Raw genomic sequence first — 19,525 nt, 5'->3', positions numbered from 1 at the left:
ACAGATTCGATGGTACGAGTGGGAAAGCTGTTACTAGAGTGGCGATATTGAATCGTGAGGTATTTGCGACCCTGGGCGTTACGTGCGATTCGGGTCACTGCAAACCAGGCTTCACGTGCTCGAATCCCACCGCGCCAGCCTCGCCAACTGGGGTAGCCCCCGCGGGGTCGGATACCCTAAGCAACCGATGACCACTCGTTTTGACCTCCTCGTCGTCGGATCCGGATTCTTCGGCCTCACCATCGCCGAACGTGTGGCCACCCAACTCGGAAAGCGGGTGCTGGTCGTCGAGAGACGCCCGCACATTGGTGGCAACGCCTACTCCGAAGCGGAGCCGCAGACCGGTATCGAGGTCCACAAGTACGGCGCCCACCTGTTCCACACCTCGAACAAGAGGGTCTGGGACTACGTGCGCCAGTTCACCGAATTCACCAACTACCAGCACCGGGTGTTCGCGATGCACAACGGGCAGGCCTACCAGTTCCCGATGGGGCTGGGCCTGGTGTCGCAGTTCTTCGGCAAGTACTTCACTCCCGAGCAGGCCCGGCAGCTGATCGCCGAGCAGGCCGCCGAGATCGACACCGCCGACGCGCAGAACCTCGAGGAGAAGGCCATCTCGCTGATCGGCCGGCCGCTCTACGAGGCGTTCGTCAAGGGCTACACCGCCAAACAGTGGCAGACCGATCCGAGGGAACTGCCCGCGGCCAACATCACCCGGCTGCCGGTGCGCTACACGTTCGACAACCGCTACTTCAACGACACCTATGAGGGCCTGCCACTGGACGGTTACACCGCCTGGCTGGAGAACATGGCCGCCGACGAGCGCATCGAGGTCCGCACGCACACCGACTGGTTCGACGTCCGCGACCAACTGCGTGCCGAGAGCCCCGACGCCCCGGTCGTCTACACCGGCCCGTTGGATCGCTACTTCGACTATGCCGAAGGCCGGCTCGGCTGGCGCACGCTGGACTTCGAGCTCGAGGTCCTACCCGTCGGCGACTTCCAGGGCACCCCGGTGATGAACTACAACGATCCCGACGTCCCCTTCACCCGCATCCACGAGTTCCGACACTTCCACGTCGAGCGTGACTACCCGACCGACAAAACGGTGATCATGCGGGAGTACTCCCGGTTCGCCGCCGACGACGACGAGCCTTACTATCCGATTAATACCGAGGCCGACCGCGCCCTGTTGGCCGCCTACCGGGGGAGGGCGAAGTCCGAGACCGCCTCGTCGAAGGTACTTTTCGGCGGCCGGCTGGGCACCTATCAGTATCTGGATATGCACATGGCGATTGCCAGCGCACTGAACATGTACGACAACACCCTCGCGCCGCACCTGCGCGACGGAACCCCGTTGACCGAAGAGGAAGGCGCGCGCCCGTGACCGCCGTGAGCTTGCTGTCCCGAATCATCCTGCCGCGTCCGGGGGAACCGCTCGATGTGCGCAAGCTGTACCTCGAGGAGTCGACCACCAATGCGCGGCGCGCGCACGCGACCAGCCGCACCTCCCTGGAGATCGGCAAGGAGTCCGAGGTCTCTTTCGCCACGTATTTCAACGCCTTCCCGGCGAGCTACTGGCGCCGTTGGTCCATCTGCACGTCGGTGGTGCTGCGGGTCGAGCTGACCGGAACCGGTCGCGTCGACGTGTACCGCACCAAGGCCACCGGGGTGCGGATCTCGGTGGAGGGCCGCCAATTCGTCGGGACCGACGAGCAGCCGGCCGTCGTCGAGATCGAGGTGCCGCTCAAGTCGTTCGAGGACGGCGGCTGGATCTGGTTCGACATCACCACCGACACCGCGGTCAACTTGGTCAGCGGCGGCTGGTATGCAACCGAACCCGCGCCGGGCACGGCCAACATCGCCGTGGGCATCCCGACGTTCAACCGCCCCGCCGATTGCGTCAACGCGCTCGCCGATCTGACTGCAGACCCGTTGGTGGACAAGGTAATCGGTGCGGTGATCGTGCCGGATCAGGGCACCCGCAAGGTGCGCGATCACCCGGACTTCGCGGCGGCCGCCGCGGATCTGGGCAACCGGCTCTCGATCCACAACCAGCCCAACCTCGGCGGGTCCGGTGGCTACAGCCGGGTGATGTACGAGGCGCTGAAAAACACTGACTGCCAACAGATTCTGTTCATGGACGACGACATCCGCATCGAGCCGGACACAATCCTGCGGGTGCTGGCGATGAACCGCTTCGCCAAGACGCCGATGCTGATCGGCGGTCAGATGCTCAACCTGCAGGAGCCGTCGCACCTGCACATCATGGGCGAGGTCGTCGACCAGTCGAACTTCATGTGGACCGCCGCGCCGCACGCCGAGTACGACCACAACTTCGCCGAATTCCCGTTGAACGACAAGAACGATCGCAGCGCGCTGCTGCACCGCCGCATCGACGTCGACTTCAACGGCTGGTGGACGTGCATGATCCCGCGCCAGGTCGCCGAGGAGCTGGGCCAGCCGCTGCCGCTGTTCATCAAATGGGACGACGCCGAATACGGGCTGCGCGCCGGCGAGCACGGCTACCCGACCGTCACGCTGCCCGGCGCCGCGATCTGGCACATGGCCTGGAGCGACAAGGACGACGCGATCGACTGGCAGGCCTACTTCCACCTGCGCAACCGGCTGGTGGTCGCGGCGCTGCACTGGGACGGTGAAGTCCGCGGTCTGGTGCGCAGCCACCTGAAAGCGACATTGAAACACCTTGCCTGCCTTGAATATTCGACCGTCGTGATCCAGAACCGGGCCATCGACGACTTCTTGGCCGGCCCGGAGCACATCTTCTCGATCCTGGAATCGGGGCTGCCGGAAGTACATCGGCTGCGCAAGGAGTACCCGGACGCGGTCGTGCTGCCGGCCGCCAGCGAACTGCCTGCGCCGCAGCACAAGACCAAGGCGATGAAGCCGCCGGTGAACCCGGTGTCGATCAGCTACCGGTTGGCCCGCGGAATTCTGCACAACCTCAAGACCGCCGACCCCGAAAGCCACCGGCGCCCGGAGTTCAACGTGCCGACCCAGGACGCGCGCTGGTTTCGGCTGTGCACGGTCGACGGAGTCACGGTGACCACCGCCGATGGATGCGGCGTGGTCTACCGGCAGCGCGATCGGCGCAAGATGTTCACGCTGCTGCTGCAGTCGCTGCGGCGCCAGCGCCAGCTGCTGAGCCGGTTCGATGAGATGCGCCGGGTGTACCGCGACGCGCTGCCGGTGCTGTCCAGTAAGCAGAAGTGGGAAACCGTGCTGCTATCGGAAACAAGCCATGCCTGAACCGGCGCCGCGCGGCGAAGTGGCCGCGATGGTCGCCGTTCAGTCGGCACTGGCTGGCCGCCCCGGGGTGTTGGCCGTCGCGCGCGGAATGTCGCACTTCGGCGAGCACAGCGTCGGGTGGCTGATCGTCGAACTGCTCGGCGCCCTGTTGTGGGAGCGCCGCCGGCGGGAATGGCTGGTCGCCGCGGCCGGCACGTTCGCCGCGCATGCGGCCGCCGTGCTGATCAAGCGGATGGTGCGACGCAAACGCCCGCACGATCCGGCCGTGCGGGTCAATGTCGGTACTCCCAGTCAACTCAGCTTCCCGTCCGCGCATGCCACCTCCACGACGGCCGCCGCGATCCTGATGGGCCGGGCCACCGGTCTGCCGCTGCCAGTGGTGCTGGTTCCCCCGATGGCGGTGTCGCGGATACTGCTGGGCGTGCACTATCCCAGCGACGTTGCTTTCGGCGTGGCGCTCGGCGCCGCGGTCGCTCGCCTTGCACTCTGGCTCGATAGAAAGTCGAGATAGGTGTGGCCGAGATGAGCGAAGACGTGGTGACCGGAAAACCTCCGGCCAACCTGATCACCGGCGTGATCAAGGCGATGCGCCCGCGTCAATGGGTGAAGAACGTGCTCGTGCTTGCCGCGCCGGTCGCCGCGGCGGGGCACGGGGTCCGGTACGACTACGTGGATGTGCTGACCAAGGCCTCCGTGGCCTTCGTCGTGTTCAGCCTGGCGGCCTCGGCGATCTACCTGATCAACGACGTCCGCGATGTCGAGGCCGACCGGGAGCACCCCACCAAAAGGTTCCGTCCGATCGCGGCCGGCGTCGTGCCCGAATGGCTGGCCTACACCCTGGCCGTGGTGCTGGCTGCGGCCTCGCTGGGAATTTCCTTCTGGCTGACGCCGAACCTCGCGGTCGTGATGGGCGTCTACCTCGCGATGCAGCTGGCCTACTGCTTCGGCCTCAAACACCAAGCGGTGCTGGACATCTGCATCGTGTCGTCGGCCTATCTGCTCCGGGCGATCGCCGGGGGTGCGGCCACCGACATCCCGCTGTCCCAGTGGTTCCTGCTGATCATGGCGTTCGGGTCGCTGTTCATGGCGGCCGGCAAGCGCTATGCCGAACTGCAGCTGGCCGAGCGCACCGGCGCGGCGATTCGCAAGTCGCTGGAAAGCTACACCAGCACCTACCTGCGATTCGTCTGGACGATGTCGGCGACGGCATTCGTGATGTGCTACGGGTTATGGGCGTTTGAGCGGGACCGCGGTTCGGGCTCCTGGTACGCGGTGTCGATGGTTCCGCTGACCATTGCGGTCCTGCGCTACGCGGTCGACGTCGACGGCGGACTGGCCGGCGAGCCCGAAGAAATCGCGCTGCGTGACCGGGTGTTGCAGCTGCTGTTCCTGGCGTGGATCGCAACAGTTGGTGCCGCCGTTGCGTTCGGCTAGCCCGGGTCTGGATGCGCTGAAGCGCTTCAACGGCACGGTGATGCGCCGCCGGCCCAGGGTCGGGCGGGGCAACCGGCCGCCGTTCGCCTACGAAACCTCGGTTCGGGTCAGCCTATGGGTGAGCGTGGCGGTGGTCGCCGTGCTGTTCGGCTGGGGAGCCTGGGAGCGGCGCTGGATCGCCGACGACGGACTGATCGTGTTGCGCACGGTACGCAACCTGCTGGCCGGCAACGGGCCGGTTTTCAACCAGGGTGAGCGGGTCGAGGCGAACACCTCCACGGCGTGGACCTACCTGATGTACATCGGAAGCTGGGTCGGCGGACCGGTGCGCATGGAGTACGTCGCGCTGGCGCTGGCGCTGGCGCTTTCCGTCTCGGGTGTGGTGCTGCTGATGCTGGGCGCCGGTCGGCTCTACGCGCCCAGCCTGCGCGGACGCGAGGCGATCATGCTGCCCGCCGGGGCGCTGATCTACATCGCGTTGCCCCCGGCACGAGACTTCGCCACCTCAGGGCTGGAGAGTGGGCTGACGCTGGCGTACCTGGGGTTGCTGTGGTGGATGATGGTGCGCTGGGCGCAGCCGCTGCGGAACCGGCCGGATAACGACGTGTACCTCGGGGTGCTGGCCTTCGTCGCGGGGTTCAGCGTGCTGGTGCGTCCTGAGCTGGCGCTGATGGGCGGCCTGGCTCTGATCATGATGCTGATCGCGGCCCGGACCTGGCGCCGGCGAGTGCTGATCGTCGTGGCAGGCGGGTTGCTTCCGGTGGCCTACCAGATCTTCCGGATGGGCTACTACGGCTTGCTGGTGCCCGGGACCGCGTTGGCCAAGGACGCCGCTGGTGACAAGTGGTCCCAGGGCATGATCTACCTGTCGAACTTCATCTCGCCCTACGCCGTCTGGCTGCCGGTGCTGCTGCTGGTCCCGCTGGGGTTGCTGCTGATGATGGCGCGTCGGCGGCCGTCGTTCTTGCGACCGATGCTCGCGCCGAACTACGGCCGGGTGGCGCGGGCCGTCCAAAGCCCACCCGCGGTGGTGGCCTTCGTCCTCGTGAGTGGGTTGCTGCAGGCCCTCTACTGGACCCGGCAGGGCGGCGATTTCATGCACGCGCGGGTACTACTGGCACCGCTATTTTGTTTGCTGGCGCCAGTCGCCGTGATCCCCGTGCTGATCCCCGACGGGCAGGACTATTCCCGCGAAACGGGCTACTGGCTGGCCGGTGCCGCCAGCCTGCTGTGGCTGGGTATCGCGGGGTGGTCGCTGTGGGCAGCAAACTCGCCGGGGATGGGTTACGACGCCACCCACGTGACCTACAGCGGCATCGTCGACGAACGCCGCTTCTACGCCCAGGCGACCGGGCATGCGCACCCGTTGACCGCCTCCGATTACCTCGATTACCCGAGGATGGCGGCGGTGCTGGCGGCCCTGGACAACACCCCGGACGGGGCGTTGCTGTTGCCGTCCGGCAACTACATTCAGTGGGACATCGTGCCCCAGGCGCAGCAGCCGCCGCCGGCCCCAGGCAGCCCCCCCGACAGCAAACCGCCGCAAAAGCCGCAACACGCAGTGTTTTTCACCAACCTGGGCATGCTGGGCATGAACGTCGGGCTCGATGTCCGGGTGATCGACCAGATCGGGTTGGCGAACCCGCTCGCCCAGCACACGCAGCGCCTGACGCACGGCCGGATCGGGCATGACAAGAACCTCTTCCCCGACTGGGTGATCGCCGACGGCCCGTGGGTGAAGGTGTATCCGGGCATTCCGGGCTATCTGGATGCGAATTGGGTTGCCCAGGCGGTGGCCGCGTTGCAGTGCCCGGAGACCAAGGCGGTGCTGGCGTCGGTGCGCGCCCCGATGTCGCTGCACCGGTTCGTCTCAAACTTCTTGCACTCCTTCGAATTCACCGCCTACCGGATCGACCGCGTCCCGCTCTACGAACTCGCCAGGTGTGGCCTGCCGGTGCCGGAACCGAGTCCACCGCCCCCCCGCGAGTGAATATTGCGTGGACAAATCTCACAGATCGCGAACCCATCACAATTTTTCGGACCCAGACACGCACAGCAAATTCACATTTGCACCGTCACCAGTGGGCGTGCACCGTCGGGCACATGCGGAAATGCCGAATTCGGCCGTCCGGCGCCGCGCGAAAATCCCACGAAATCCGGGTCGGATGACGGTTTGCGGAGCGTCCTCGATGAGAGCCCGCGGGGGTTCGTGTGGTTCACTAAGCCAGTACTGCCGCGCCCGTTGCGCATGCAGTGCGAACCAATCACCGACGCGCCCTGATAACGGATGCGCCGAAAAGATGAGGAAGCAAGAATGACGCTTGTTGACAGGTTTCGCGGCGCCGTGGCTCGGATGCCACGTCGGCTCGTGGTGGGTGCCGCGGGGGCGGCTCTGCTCTCGGGTCTGATCGGCGTCGTGGGGGGCCCGGCCACCGCTGGGGCGTTCTCACGCCCCGGTCTGCCGGTGGAGTACCTGCAGGTTCCGTCGGCCGCAATGGGCCGCGACATCAAGGTTCAGTTCCAGAGCGGTGGCGCCAACGCGCCCGCGCTGTACCTGCTGGACGGTATGCGCGCCCAGGACGACTTCAACGGCTGGGACATCAACACCCCTGCGTTCGAGTGGTACAACCAGTCCGGCATCGCGACCGTGATGCCGGTTGGCGGCCAGTCCAGCTTCTACTCCGACTGGTATGCGCCCGCCTGCGGTAAGGCCGGCTGCACCACCTACAAGTGGGAGACCTTCCTGACCAGCGAGCTGCCGCAGTACCTGTCGGCCAACAAGCAGGTCAAGCCGACTGGCAGCGCGGCTGTCGGTCTGTCGATGGCCGGCTCGTCGGCGCTGATCCTGGCGGCGTACCACCCCGACCAGTTCGTCTATGCCGGCTCGCTGTCGGCGCTGCTGGACCCGTCCCAGGGCATGGGGCCGACTCTGATCGGCCTGGCCATGGGTGACGCCGGCGGTTACAAGACCAAGGACATGTGGGGGCCGTCGAGCGACCCGGCGTGGCAGCGCAACGACCCGTCGCTGCAGGTTGGCAAGCTGGTCTCGAACAACACCCGGATCTGGATCTACTGCGGTAACGGCAAGCCGTCCGACCTCGGTGGCGACAACCTGCCCGCCAAGTTCCTGGAAGGCTTCGTGCGGACCAGCAACCTGAAGTTCCAGGACGCCTACAACGCGGCCGGCGGCCACAACGCGGTGTTCAACTTCGACGCCAACGGCACCCACGACTGGCCCTACTGGGGCGCGCAGCTGCAGGCGATGAAGCCTGACCTGCAGTCGGTCCTGGGCGCCACCCCGGGCGCCGGTCCGGCAACGGCCGCACCTGCAACCGCGCCGAGCCAGGGCACCTAGTCCGGTAGAGGACCTCTAGAGCACGCGATTAGCGGCGGAAACCCTTCGGGTTTCCGCCGTTAGTCATTCTGCGGTGTGACTTGTTTCACTACCCTGCGGGTCGGCTGCACTTCGGACCTGGTTACTGTGCAAACACAGCGACTACACGATGGAGGGCGGACATGGGTAGCGTGCGGGGTCTGGCGATGCTGCTGCGGGTACTTTGCGTTGCCGCGCTGACACTCGGATTCGGCGGTGTGGCGGCAGGAATCACGGGCAAGGCCCAAGCGGCGCCTTACGAGACGCTGATGGTGCCGTCCGGCGCCATGGGCCGTGATATCCCGGTCGCCTTCCTCGGCGGTGGTCCGCACGCGGTGTATCTGCTGGACGCCTTCAACGCCGCGCCCGACGTCAGCAACTGGGTGACCGCGGGCAACGCCATGGGCACCCTGGCCGGCAAGGGGATCTCCGTGGTGGCGCCTGCCGGCGGTGCCTGGAGCATGTACACCAACTGGGAGCAGGACGGCAGCAAGCAGTGGGACACCTTCCTGTCCGCCGAGCTACCCGACTGGCTGGCCGCCAACAAGGGGCTGGCACCGGGCGGGCACGCCGCCGTGGGCGCATCCCAGGGTGGCTATGCCGCGATGGCACTGGCAGCCTTCCACCCCGATCGCTTCGGCTTCGCCGGCTCGCTGTCCGGATTCCTGTACCCGTCGAACACCACCACGAATGGTTCGATCCTGGCCGGCCTGCAGCAGTTCGGCGGCGTGGATGGCAACGGCATGTGGGGCGCTCCGCAGCTGGGCCGGTGGAAGTGGCACGACCCCTACGTGCACGCCGCGCTGCTGGCGCAGAACAATACCCGGGTGTGGGTCTGGAGCCCGACGAACATGGGCGGCGACGCGCCCGCGATGATCGGACAGGCCGGCGAGGCGATGGGTAACAGCCGCATGTTCTACCAGCAGTACCGCAGCGTCGGCGGTCACAACGGCCACTTCGACTTCCCGGGCGGCGGCGACAACGGCTGGGGCTCGTGGTCCGGGCAGCTGGGCGCCATGTCGGGTGACATCGTGGGAGCCATCCGCTAGCCACGCGGGCGCGCCGGCAGGACGGACGGCGCCACGCGCCGAGCCGGTACCGTGTATTTGAGCAGCAGAGGGCGGGGTGGCCGCTGCCCGGTAACACGCTGCGACCTACCGACTCTGCTAGCAGGAGAACATGACCTCGAATGCCCAGCGGCTGCGCAAGCGCCGCCGAATTCTCGCCTGGGTAGCCGCGCTGTCCATGGCCGGCGTCGTGCTGTTGGTCATCGTGGCCGTCGTGACGATGCTGCGCAGTACCGAAGCGCCACCCAGCGCGGTTCCGCCCGGCATCCTGCCGCCGTCCTCGACCACGACGCATCCGCACAAGCCGCGGCCGGCTTCTCAGGACGCTTCCTGCCCAGACGTGCAAATGATCGTCGTGCCCGGCACCTGGGAGTCGTCGCCGACCGACGATCCGCTCAACCCGATGCAGTTCCCGAACGCGCTGCTGCACCAAGACACCGTCGCGATCGGCCAGCAGTTCCCGTCGTCGCGATTGCAGATCTTCACCGTCCCCTACACGGCTCAATTCAACAACCCGCTGGGCGGCGTCAAGCAGATGTCGTACAACGACAGCCGGGCCGAAGGCACCCGCGCGACGATCCAAGCGCTGACCGACATGAACAACAAGTGCCCGCTGACCAGCTACGTGCTGGTCGGCTTCTCGCAGGGCGCGGTGATCGCCGGTGACATCGCCAGCGATATCGGCAACGGCCGCGGCCCCGTCGACGACGACCTGGTGTTGGGTGTGACATTGATTGCCGACGGCCGTCGCCAGCAGGGCGTGGGCAACGACATCGGGCCTAATCCGCCCGGCCAGGGCGCCGAGGTCACCTTGCACGAGGTGCCGATGTTGTCCGGGCTGGGTTTGACGATGACGGGCCCCCGGCCCGGCGGCTTCGGGGACCTCAACGGCAAGACGAACGAGATCTGTGCGGCCGGCGACCTGATCTGCGCGGCTCCCGACGAGGCCTTCAGCGTCGCCAACCTGCCGAATACGCTCAACACCCTGGCCGGCGGCGCGGGCCAGCCGGTGCACGCGATGTACGCGACCCCCCAGTTCTGGAACCTGGACGGCGCCACCTCCACCGATTGGACATTGAACTGGGCGCGTAATCTCATCGAAAACGCGCCACACCCCAAGCACGGGTAACCGCCCGGGTGCCGGGAACATCGCCAAGACGATGCTGTCGGGCACCCCGGCGACCTGGGCTGGGGGACACAGCTGTTAGGTAGGCGGTACCCGGGGCAATCGGCGGTACCTTGAGATTTGGTCTGCCGCGCGCCGCCGCCTAACATTAAGAGAAAACTAAGAGCGATAAGAATTTTGGCGGTTTCCGACCGGGTCGAAGCTCGCAGGGACCGGCGCACATTGCGCCGTGCACGAGGTCGGCCCGCGCGCAGGGGACGCAGAGGAACATTGTCGGCACAGCCGGCACCAGGACCGCCGGACTAGCTAACCGGCGAGTTGTAACAGGAGAGGGCGGCATGGCGTACCACAACCCGTTCATTGTGGACGGACGAATCAAGTTCCCGGACAACACGAACTTGGTCAAGCACGTCGAAAAATGGGCGAAGGTTCGCGGCGACAGGCTGGCGTACCGGTTCGTGGACTTCTCCACCGAGCGCGACGGCGTCTACCGCGACATCGTCTGGCGCGACTTCAGCGCCCGCAACCGGGCAGTGGGCGCCCGACTGCAGCAGGTCACCGAGCCCGGCGACCGGATCGCCATCCTGTGCCCGCAAAACCTGCACTACCTCATTGCCTTCTTCGGCGCCCTCTACGCCGGGCGCATCGCGGTCCCGCTGTTCGACCCCAGCGAGCCGGGTCACGTCGGCCGCCTGCACGCCGTGCTCGACGACTGCGCGCCGTCGACGATCCTGACCACTACCGAGGCCGCCGAAGGCGTCCGCAAGTTCATCCGCGCCCGGGCGGCCAAGGAACGGCCCCGCGTCATCGCCGTCGACGCGGTGCCCGACGAGGTCGCCGCGACCTGGATAGAACCGGAAGCCGACGAGAACACGATCGCCTACCTGCAGTACACCTCCGGGTCCACCCGCACCCCGACCGGCGTGCAGATCACCCACCTCAACCTGCCCACCAACGTGCTGCAGGTGCTCAACGGCCTGGAAGGCAAGGACGGCGACCGCGGCCTGTCCTGGTTACCGTTCTTCCACGACATGGGTCTGATCACCGCCCTGCTGTCACCGGTGCTCGGCCACCACTTCACCTTCATGACCCCGGCCGCGTTCGTCCGCCGTCCCGGCCGCTGGATCCGGGAGATGGCACGCAAGCCCGACGACGGACCGGACTGCGAGGTCTTCACCGTCGCGCCCAACTTCGCCTTCGAGCACGCCGCGGTGCGCGGCGTCCCGAAAGAGGGCGAGCCGCCGCTGGACCTGAGCAACGTCAAGGGCATCCTCAACGGCAGCGAGCCGGTGTCGCCGGCGTCGATGCGCAAGTTCTACGACGCGTTCGAGCCCTACGGTCTGCGCAAGACCGCGATCAAGCCGTCTTACGGCCTCGCCGAGGCCACGTTGTTCGTCTCGACCACACCCATGGACGAGGCGCCCACCGTGATCCACGTCGACCGCGAAGAGCTGAACAAGCAGCGCTTCGTTGAGGTGGCCGCGGACTCGCCGAACGCCGTCGCGCAGGTATCGGCCGGCGTCATCGGCGTCGATGAATGGGCCGTCATCGTCGATCCCGACACCGCCAGCGAGCTGCCGGACGGCCAGATCGGCGAGATCTGGTTGCACGGCAAGAACCTGGGCACCGGCTACTGGGGCAAGGAAGCCGAGACCACCGAGGTCTTCCGCAACATCCTCAAGTCGCGTATCCCGGAGTCGCACGCCGAAGGCGCCGCCGACGACGGCCTGTGGGTGCGCACCGGCGACTACGGCACCTACTTCAACGGCCACCTCTATATAGCCGGCCGTATCAAGGACCTGGTGATCATCGACGGCCGCAACCACTACCCGCAGGATCTCGAGTACTCGGCGCAGGAGGCGAGCAAGGCATTGCGCACCGGCTACGTCGCCGCCTTCTCCGTACCGGCCAACGAGCTGCCGCAAGAGGTGTTCGACAATCCGCACACCGGACTCAAGTTCGACCCCGACGACACCTCGGAGCAGCTGGTGATCGTCGCCGAGCGCGCCGCCGGTACCCACAAGCTCGACTACCAGCCCATTGCCGACGACATCCGGGCGGCCATCGCCGTGCGCCACGGGGTCACCGTTCGTGACCTGCTGCTGGTGCAGTCGGGGACGATTCCCCGTACCTCCAGCGGCAAGATCGGGCACCGTGCCTGCCGTGCCGCCTACCTCGACGGCAGCCTGCGCAGCGGTATCGGGTCCCCGACCGCCTTTGCCAGTGCCACCGACTGAATTCAGGAATCATGGCTGACACAGAATCTGACCTGCCGGACAACTCTGACAACGCGGCCGCTACCGGGCCCGGCGTCGACGCGCCGGCCAAGAAGACCGACATGACGGTCCCCGAGATGCGGGAATGGCTGCGCAACTGGGTGGGCCGGGCCGTCGGGCAGTCGCCCGACTCCATCGACGAGTCGGTGCCGATGGTGGAGCTGGGCTTGTCGTCACGGGACGCGGTGGCAATGGCCGCCGACATCGAGGACCTGACCGGCGTCACGCTGTCGGTGGCAGTGGCCTTCCAGCACCCGACCATCGAATCGCTGGCCACCCGCATCATCGAGGGCGAACCGGAGCGGCCCGACGACGACCTCGGTGAAATCGACTGGACCCGCACCGGGCCGGCCGAACGCGTCGACATCGCGATCGTGGGCCTGTCCACCCGACTGCCCGGCGACATGAACACCCCGGAGGAAACCTGGCAGGCCCTGATGGAGGGCCGCGACGCCATCACCGATCTGCCCGAGGGCCGCTGGTCGGAGTTCCTGGAAGAGCCGCGCATCGCCGAAATGGTCGCCAAGGCCCGCACCCGCGGCGGCTACCTGAAGGACGTCAAGGGATTCGACTCCGAGTTCTTCGCGATCGCCAAGACCGAGGCCGACAACATCGACCCGCAGCAGCGGCTGGCTCTGGAGCTGACCTGGGAGGCTCTCGAGCACGCCCGCATCCCGGCGTCGAGCCTGCGCGGCGAGGCCGTCGGCGTGTACGTCGGCTTCTCCAACCACGACTACCAGTTCCTGGCGGTATCCGACCCGACCGTCGCCCACCCGTACGCGATCACCGGTACCGCGAACTCGATCATCGCCAACCGGGTGTCCTACTTCTACGACTTCCGCGGCCCGTCGGTGGCAATGGACACCGCCTGCTCGAGTTCGCTGGTGGCCACGCATCAGGCGGTGCAGGCGCTGCGCAACGGCGAATGCGACGTCGCGCTCGCCGGCGGGGTCAACGCACTGCTCACCCCGCTGGCCACGCTCGGCTTCGACGAGATCGGCGCGGTGCTGTCTCCCGACGGCCGGATCAAGTCGTTCTCCTCGGACGCCGACGGCTACACCCGCTCCGAGGGTGGCGGCATGTTCGTGCTCAAGCGGGTCGACGACGCGCGCCGTGACGGCGACCAGATCCTGGCCGTCATCGCCGGCAGCGCGATCAACCACGACGGCCGGTCCAACGGCCTGATCGCCCCCAACCAGGACGCCCAGGCCGAGGTGCTCCGCCGGGCGTACAAGGATGCCGGCATCGATCCGCGCAACGTCGACTACATCGAGGCGCACGGCACCGGCACCGTCCTGGGTGACCCGATCGAGGCCGAGGCGCTGGGCCGGGTGGTCGGCCGAGGCCGTTCCGCCGACCGTCCCGCGCTGCTGGGCGCGATCAAAACCAATGTGGGACACCTGGAGTCGGCCGCCGGCGCGGCCAGTTTGGCCAAGGTCGTGTTGTCGTTGCAGCACGACAAGCTGCCGCCGTCGATCAACTTCGCCGGGCCGAGCCCTTACATCGACTTCGACGGCATGCACCTGAAATTCGTTGATACCGCGACCGATTGGCCGCGCTACGGCGGGTACGCGTTGGCCGGGGTGTCGAGCTTCGGCTTCGGTGGGGCCAACTCGCACGTGGTCGTCCGCGAGGTGCTGCCGAGTGATGTCGCCGAACGCGACGCACCCGCCCAAGAGGTGACCGCGGCCGCCGAAGACGATCAGGCCGAGACGCCCACGAGTGAAAGCCACTCGCTGCGGTTCGACGACTTCGGCAACATCATCACCGACGAGTACGAGATCCCGGATTTCGAGCCCGAGCTGCCGGGTGTGACCGACGAGGCGCTCGAGCTCAAGCAAGCCGCACTGGAAGAGCTTGCCGCTCAACAGGAGTCGGAGCCGACCAAGCCGCTGATTCCGCTTGCGGTGTCGGCGTTCCTGACGTCGCGCAAGAAGGCCGCCGCGGCCGAACTGGCGGACTGGATGGAAAGTCCCGAGGGGCAGGCGTCGTCGCTGGAGTCGATCGGGCGGTCGCTGTCGCGGCGCAACCACGGTCGCTCCCGCGCGATAGTGCTGGCCCACGACCACGAGGAGGCCATCAAGGGCTTGCGCGCGGTCGCCGAGGGCAAGCAGCGGCCCAACGTGTTCAGCGTGGACGGGCCGGTGAGCAACGGCCCGGTGTGGGTGCTCGCCGGATTCGGTGCGCAGCACCGCAAGATGGGCAAGAGCCTGTATCTGCGCAACCCGGTGTTCGCCGAGTGGATCGAGAAGGTCGACGCCCTGGTCCAGGACGAGTTGGGCTACTCGGTGCTCGAGCTGATCCTCGACGACTCGCAGGACTACGGCATCGAGACCACTCAGGTCACCATCTTCGCGATCCAGATCGCGCTGGGTGAGCTGCTCAAGCATCACGGCGCCAAACCCGCTGCGGTGGTAGGACAGTCGCTGGGTGAGGCCGCGTCGGCCTACTTCGCCGGCGGCCTGTCGCTGCGCGACGCTACCCGGGCGATCTGCTCGCGTTCGCACCTGATGGGCGAGGGCGAGTCCATGCTGTTCGGTGAGTTCATCCGGCTGATGGCGCTGGTGGAGTACTCCGCCGACGAGATCAAGACGGTGTTCTCCGATTTCCCCGACCTGGAGGTGTGCGTCTACGCCGCACCCACCCAGACCGTCATCGGCGGGCCGCCCGAGCAGGTGGACGCGATCATCGCCCGCGCGGAATCCGAGGGCAAGTTCGCCCGCAAGTTCCAGACCAAGGGCGCCAGCCACACCTCGCAGATGGACCCGCTGCTCGGCGAGTTGGCCGCGGAGCTGCAGGGCATCAAGCCGATGAGCCCGACGGCCGGGATCTACTCGACCGTGCACGAGGGCAGTTACGTCAAGCCCGGCGCCGACCCGATCCACGACGTCGACTACTGGAAGAAGGGGCTGCGCCACAGCGTCTACTTCACCCACGGCATCCGCAACGCCGTCGACAGCGGTCACACCACGTTCCTGGAGCTGGCGCCCAACCCGGTGGCGCTGATGCAGGTGGGATTAACGACGGCCAGCGCTGGTCTTCATGAAGCCCAGCTGATCCCGACGCTGGCCCGCAAGCAGGACGAGGTCGAGTCGATCACGTCGACCCTGGCGCAGCTCTACGTCTACGGACACGACCTGGACATCCGCACCATGTTCAGCCCCGCCCAGGGACCGCAGGACTACGCCAACATCCCGCCGACCCGGTTCAAGCGCAAAGTGCATTGGCTGGACGCGCACTTCAGCAGCGACGGATCGCTCATCATGCCGGGAACGCACGTTGCGTTGCCGGATGGCCGCCACGTCTGGGAATTCGCGCCCCGGGGCGAGACGGCAGACCTGGCCGCGTTGGTGAGAGCCGCTGCGGCTCAAGTGATTCCGGACGCGCAGCTGACGGCGGCCGAGCAGCGCGCGGTGCCGGGCGACGGTGCCCGGCTGGTGACGACGATGACGCGGCATCCCGGCGGTGCGTCGGTGCAGGTGCATGCGCGTATCGACGAATCGTTCACGTTGGTCTACGACGCGCTGGTCGCGCGGGCGGGTGCGGCAGTGGGCGCCTTGCCCACCGCGGTCGGCGCCGGTGCCACGATCGCACCCGTGGCCGCAACGGGACTGGCGGAAGCACCGGTCGCTGCGCCCGTCGAAGAGCCCGCGGACGCGGAAACGTTGTCGGACAGCCTGACCAACCGCTACATGCCGTCCGGATTCACCAAATGGTCACCGGAATCCGGCGAGACCATCGCCGAGCGACTCGGCGCGATCGTCGCGGCGGCCATGGGTTACGAACCCGAGGACCTGCCGTGGGAGGTGCCGCTGATCGAGCTGGGCCTGGACTCGCTGATGGCGGTACGGATCAAGAACCGGGTCGAGTACGACTTCGACCTGCCGCCAATCCAATTGACGGCGGTGCGCGACGCCAACCTCTACAACGTCGAGAAGCTGATCGAGTACGCGCTCGAACACCGCGACGAGGTCGAGCAGTTGCACGAGTACCAGCGGACGCAGACCGACGAGGAGATCGCCCGGGTGCAGGCCGGATTGCTCAGCGGGGCAACGCCGGAATCGCTGGGAGCCACCGCGCCGGATCCGCAGGCTCCGCCGCCGTCGGATGTGGCGATTCCCCCGCCGCCGACTGATCCGTCCGGCCCGGCCGGCAACGGCAACGCCAACGGCGCCAAGCCGAACCTGGCCGGCGCGGCCGAAGCGCTCAGCCAGGAGACGGTGGCCAAGGCGCTGAACTCCGATGTGCCGCCGCGTGACGCCGCGGAGCGGGTCACCTTCGCCACCTGGGCGATCGTCACCGGCAAGTCCCCGGGCGGCATCTTCAACCCGCTGCCCAAGCTGGACGACGCCAGTGCCGCCAAGCTGGCCGAGCGGCTTACCGAGCGTGCCGAGGGGCCGATCACCGCCGAGGACGTGCTGAGCTCGGAGAACATCGAAGCGCTGGCCGAGAAGGTCCGCCAGTACCTCGAGGCCGGCGTGGTGGACGGGTTCGTCCGCACGCTGCGGGCGCCGGTCGAGGGCTCGACCAAGCCACCGGTTTTCGTCTTCCACCCGGCCGGCGGATCGACGGTGGTCTACGAGCCGCTGCTCAACCGGTTGCCCGCGGACACTCCGATGTACGGGCTGGAGCGGGTCGAGGGCACGATCGAAGAGCGTGCGGCGCAATACGTTCCGAAGCTGATCGAGATGCAGGGCGACGGGCCCTACATCCTGGCCGGCTGGTCGCTGGGCGGAGTGCTGGCCTACGCCTGCGCTATCGGACTGAAGAAGATGGGCAAGGACGTCGCCTGGGTGGGCCTGATCGACGCGGTGCGCGCCGGCGAAGAGGTCCCGCAGACCAAGGAGGAGGTCCGTGCGCGCTGGGACCGCTACGCCCGCTTCGCGGAGAAGACCTTCCAGGTCACCATCCCGGCGATCCCGTACGAGCAGCTCGAGGAGCTCGACGACGAGGGTCAGATCCGGTTCGTGCTGGACGCCGTCAGCCAGAGCGGGGTGCAGATCCCGGCCGGGATCATCGAGCACCAGCGCACGTCGTACCTGGACAACCGGGCGATCGACACCGCCGAGATCCAGCCTTACGACGGGCATGTGACCCTCTATATGGCCGATCGCTACCATGACGACGCGATCATGTTCGAGCCGCGATACGCCGTTCGGCAGCCGGATGGTGGTTGGGGCGAGTATGTCGCCGACCTCGAGGTCGTGCCGATTGGTGGCGAGCACATTCAGGCCATCGACGAGCCGATCATCGCCAAGGTCGGTGCGCATATGACCCAGGCGCTGAACACGGTCGCGGCAGAGCACCGCCGGACAAGTGAGGTAGGCAAGTAGTGACGGATGTAGCGCCTGGGCCGGCTCCTGTCGTCCACACCACGGCCGAGAAGCTAGCCGAGCTCAACGCTCGCCTGGAACTGGCCAAGGAGCCCGGCGGCGAGAAGGCCGCCGCCAAGCGCGATGCGAAGGGCATCCCCAGCGCCCGGTCGCGCATCCACGCACTGGTCGACCCGGGCACCTTCCTGGAGGTCGGGGCGCTGGCCAAGACCCCGAACGACCCCAACGCGCTCTACGGCGACGGCTGCATCACCGGCCACGCCATGATCGACGGGCGGCCGGTCGGTGTGTTCTCCCATGACCAGACCGTCTTCCAGGGCACCGTCGGCGAGATGTTCGGCCGCAAGGTCGCCCGGCTGATGGAGTGGTGCGCGATGGTCGGCTGCCCGATCATCGGAATTCAGGACTCGGGTGGTGCCCGTATCCAGGACGCGGTCACCTCGCTGGCGTGGTACGCCGAGCTGGGCCGCCGTCACGAGGCGTTGTCCGGAGTGGTGCCCCAGATCTCGCTCATCTTCGGCAAATGCGCTGGGGGAGCGGTCTATTCGCCGATCCAGGACGATCTCCTTGTTGCGGTGCGCGACCAGGGCTACTTCTTCGTCACCGGGCCCGACGTGATCAAGGAAGTCACCGGCGAAGAGATCACGCTCGACGAGCTCGGTGGCGCCGACGTCCAGGCCCGCAACGGCAACATCCATCACGTCGTCGACACCGAGGCGCAGGCATTTCAGTACGTCCGCGACTTCCTGTCATTCCTGCCGTCCAACGTCTTCGACAAGCCGCCAATCGTCAATCCCGGGCTGGAGCCCGAGATCACCCCGACCGATCTGGAACTCGACGCGATCATTCCGGACTCCGACAACGCGGCGTACGACATGCATGAGATCCTGCTGCGGATCTTCGACGACGGTGATTTTCTCGAAGTCGCCTCGCAGCACGGGCCCGCGATCATCACCGGGTTCGCCCGCGTCGACGGACGCCCGGTCGGCGTGATCGCCAACCAGCCCATGTTCCTGGCCGGCTCGATCGACAACGAAGCCTCGGACAAGGCAACACGTTTCATCCGGTTCTGCGACATCTTCGAGCTCCCGCTCATCTTCGTCGTCGATACTCCCGGCTTCCTGCCGGGTGCCGAGCAGGAGCGCAACGGCATCATCAAGCGCGGCGGCCGGTTCCTCTCGGCGGTCGTGGAGGCCGACGTACCCAAGGTGACGATCACGATCCGCAAGTCCTACGGCGGTGCGTATGCCGTGATGGGCTCCCGGCAGCTGACCGCCGACTTCAACTTCGCGTGGCCCACCGCGCGCATCGCGGTGATCGGCGCCGAGGGCGCCGCCCAGCTGCTGATGAAGCGGTTTCCGGACCCGACGACGCCCGAGGCGCAGCAGATCAAGAAGGACTTCATCGAAGGCTACAACCTCAACATGGCCATCCCGTGGACGGCCGCCGAGCGCGGTTTCATCGATGCGGTCATCGATCCGCACCAGACCCGGCTACTGATCCGCAAGTCGCTACATCTGTTGCGAGACAAGCAGATCTGGTTCCGCGTCGGTCGAAAACACAGCCTGCTTCCGCTCTAGTCACACCGGCCACATCCGCACCGGCCCGCCGGTCCACCACGCCGGTTCACCACGCCGAGTGTGAGT

11 protein-coding genes are annotated in these 19,525 nt (G+C 67.0%); all 11 read left to right on the top strand.

Going from position 1 to position 19,525, the window contains the following annotated elements; all coding sequences use genetic code 11:
- Positions 1–187 precede the first annotated feature (187 nt).
- Complete coding sequence (gene glf, locus MJO58_RS26935) at positions 188–1,387, top strand: UDP-galactopyranose mutase (protein WP_239721520.1); 1,200 nt, start codon at positions 188–190, stop codon at positions 1,385–1,387.
- Positions 1,384–3,270, top strand: coding sequence for a glycosyltransferase (locus tag MJO58_RS26930; protein ID WP_239721518.1), 1,887 nt, complete (start codon positions 1,384–1,386; stop codon positions 3,268–3,270). Before glf ends, MJO58_RS26930 begins: the two co-directional genes overlap by 4 nt.
- Positions 3,263–3,781 carry a phosphatase PAP2 family protein gene (locus tag MJO58_RS26925; protein ID WP_239721516.1) on the top strand — a complete coding sequence of 173 codons (519 nt, stop codon included), beginning with the start codon at positions 3,263–3,265 and terminating at the stop codon, positions 3,779–3,781. The genes MJO58_RS26930 and MJO58_RS26925 overlap by 8 nt, the downstream gene beginning before the upstream one ends.
- A gap of 11 nt (positions 3,782–3,792) precedes the next feature.
- Positions 3,793–4,704: a decaprenyl-phosphate phosphoribosyltransferase gene (locus MJO58_RS26920; protein WP_239721515.1), complete on the top strand. Its 912-nt coding sequence runs from the start codon at positions 3,793–3,795 to the stop codon at positions 4,702–4,704.
- Positions 4,691–6,694, top strand: coding sequence for a terminal beta-(1->2)-arabinofuranosyltransferase (gene aftB, locus MJO58_RS26915; RefSeq protein WP_434086281.1), 2,004 nt, complete (start codon positions 4,691–4,693; stop codon positions 6,692–6,694). Before MJO58_RS26920 ends, aftB begins: the two co-directional genes overlap by 14 nt.
- A 324-nt stretch (positions 6,695–7,018) precedes the next feature.
- Positions 7,019–8,059, top strand: coding sequence for a diacylglycerol acyltransferase/mycolyltransferase Ag85A (gene ag85A / locus MJO58_RS26910; protein ID WP_090597793.1), 1,041 nt, complete (start codon positions 7,019–7,021; stop codon positions 8,057–8,059).
- Positions 8,060–8,220: 161 nt separating this feature from the next.
- Positions 8,221–9,126 carry an esterase family protein gene (locus tag MJO58_RS26905; RefSeq protein ID WP_434086280.1) on the top strand — a complete coding sequence of 302 codons (906 nt, stop codon included), beginning with the start codon at positions 8,221–8,223 and terminating at the stop codon, positions 9,124–9,126.
- Positions 9,127–9,256: 130 nt separating this feature from the next.
- Positions 9,257–10,273, top strand: coding sequence for a carboxylesterase Culp6 (culp6, locus tag MJO58_RS26900; RefSeq protein WP_090597789.1), 1,017 nt, complete (start codon positions 9,257–9,259; stop codon positions 10,271–10,273).
- Between the two features lie 335 nt (positions 10,274–10,608).
- Positions 10,609–12,507 (top strand): long-chain-fatty-acid--AMP ligase FadD32, encoded by a 1,899-nt coding sequence (gene fadD32, locus MJO58_RS26895; protein WP_090597787.1) that lies wholly within the window; start codon positions 10,609–10,611, stop codon positions 12,505–12,507.
- Between the two features lie 101 nt (positions 12,508–12,608).
- Entirely contained in the window at positions 12,609–17,879 is a 5,271-nt protein-coding gene (pks13, locus tag MJO58_RS26890) for a polyketide synthase Pks13 (RefSeq protein WP_239723465.1), read from the top strand.
- Positions 17,879–19,459 carry an acyl-CoA carboxylase subunit beta gene (locus MJO58_RS26885; RefSeq protein ID WP_239721512.1) on the top strand — a complete coding sequence of 527 codons (1,581 nt, stop codon included), beginning with the start codon at positions 17,879–17,881 and terminating at the stop codon, positions 19,457–19,459. The genes pks13 and MJO58_RS26885 overlap by 1 nt, the downstream gene beginning before the upstream one ends.
- Positions 19,460–19,525: the final 66 nt, after the last annotated feature.

Origin of the sequence: Mycobacterium lentiflavum, from assembly GCF_022374895.2 — a bacterium.
Taxonomy (GTDB): Bacteria; Actinomycetota; Actinomycetes; order Mycobacteriales; family Mycobacteriaceae; genus Mycobacterium; species Mycobacterium lentiflavum.
Note: the sequence above shows the minus strand (reverse complement) of the source record. Positions and strands in the feature narration are given on the sequence as shown.

What these genes read in the sequence shown, in the direction of transcription:
- glf (WP_239721520.1), top strand. Translation starts at nt 188, where the DNA reads ATGACCACTCGTTTTGACCTCCTCGTCGTCGGATCCGGATTCTTCGGC.
- MJO58_RS26925 (WP_239721516.1), top strand. Translation starts at nt 3,263, where the DNA reads ATGCCTGAACCGGCGCCGCGCGGCGAAGTGGCCGCGATGGTCGCCGTT.
- MJO58_RS26920 (WP_239721515.1), top strand. Translation starts at nt 3,793, where the DNA reads ATGAGCGAAGACGTGGTGACCGGAAAACCTCCGGCCAACCTGATCACC.
- ag85A (WP_090597793.1), top strand. Translation starts at nt 7,019, where the DNA reads ATGACGCTTGTTGACAGGTTTCGCGGCGCCGTGGCTCGGATGCCACGT.
- MJO58_RS26905 (WP_434086280.1), top strand. Translation starts at nt 8,221, where the DNA reads ATGGGTAGCGTGCGGGGTCTGGCGATGCTGCTGCGGGTACTTTGCGTT.
- culp6 (WP_090597789.1), top strand. Translation starts at nt 9,257, where the DNA reads ATGACCTCGAATGCCCAGCGGCTGCGCAAGCGCCGCCGAATTCTCGCC.
- fadD32 (WP_090597787.1), top strand. Translation starts at nt 10,609, where the DNA reads ATGGCGTACCACAACCCGTTCATTGTGGACGGACGAATCAAGTTCCCG.
- pks13 (WP_239723465.1), top strand. Translation starts at nt 12,609, where the DNA reads ATGACGGTCCCCGAGATGCGGGAATGGCTGCGCAACTGGGTGGGCCGG.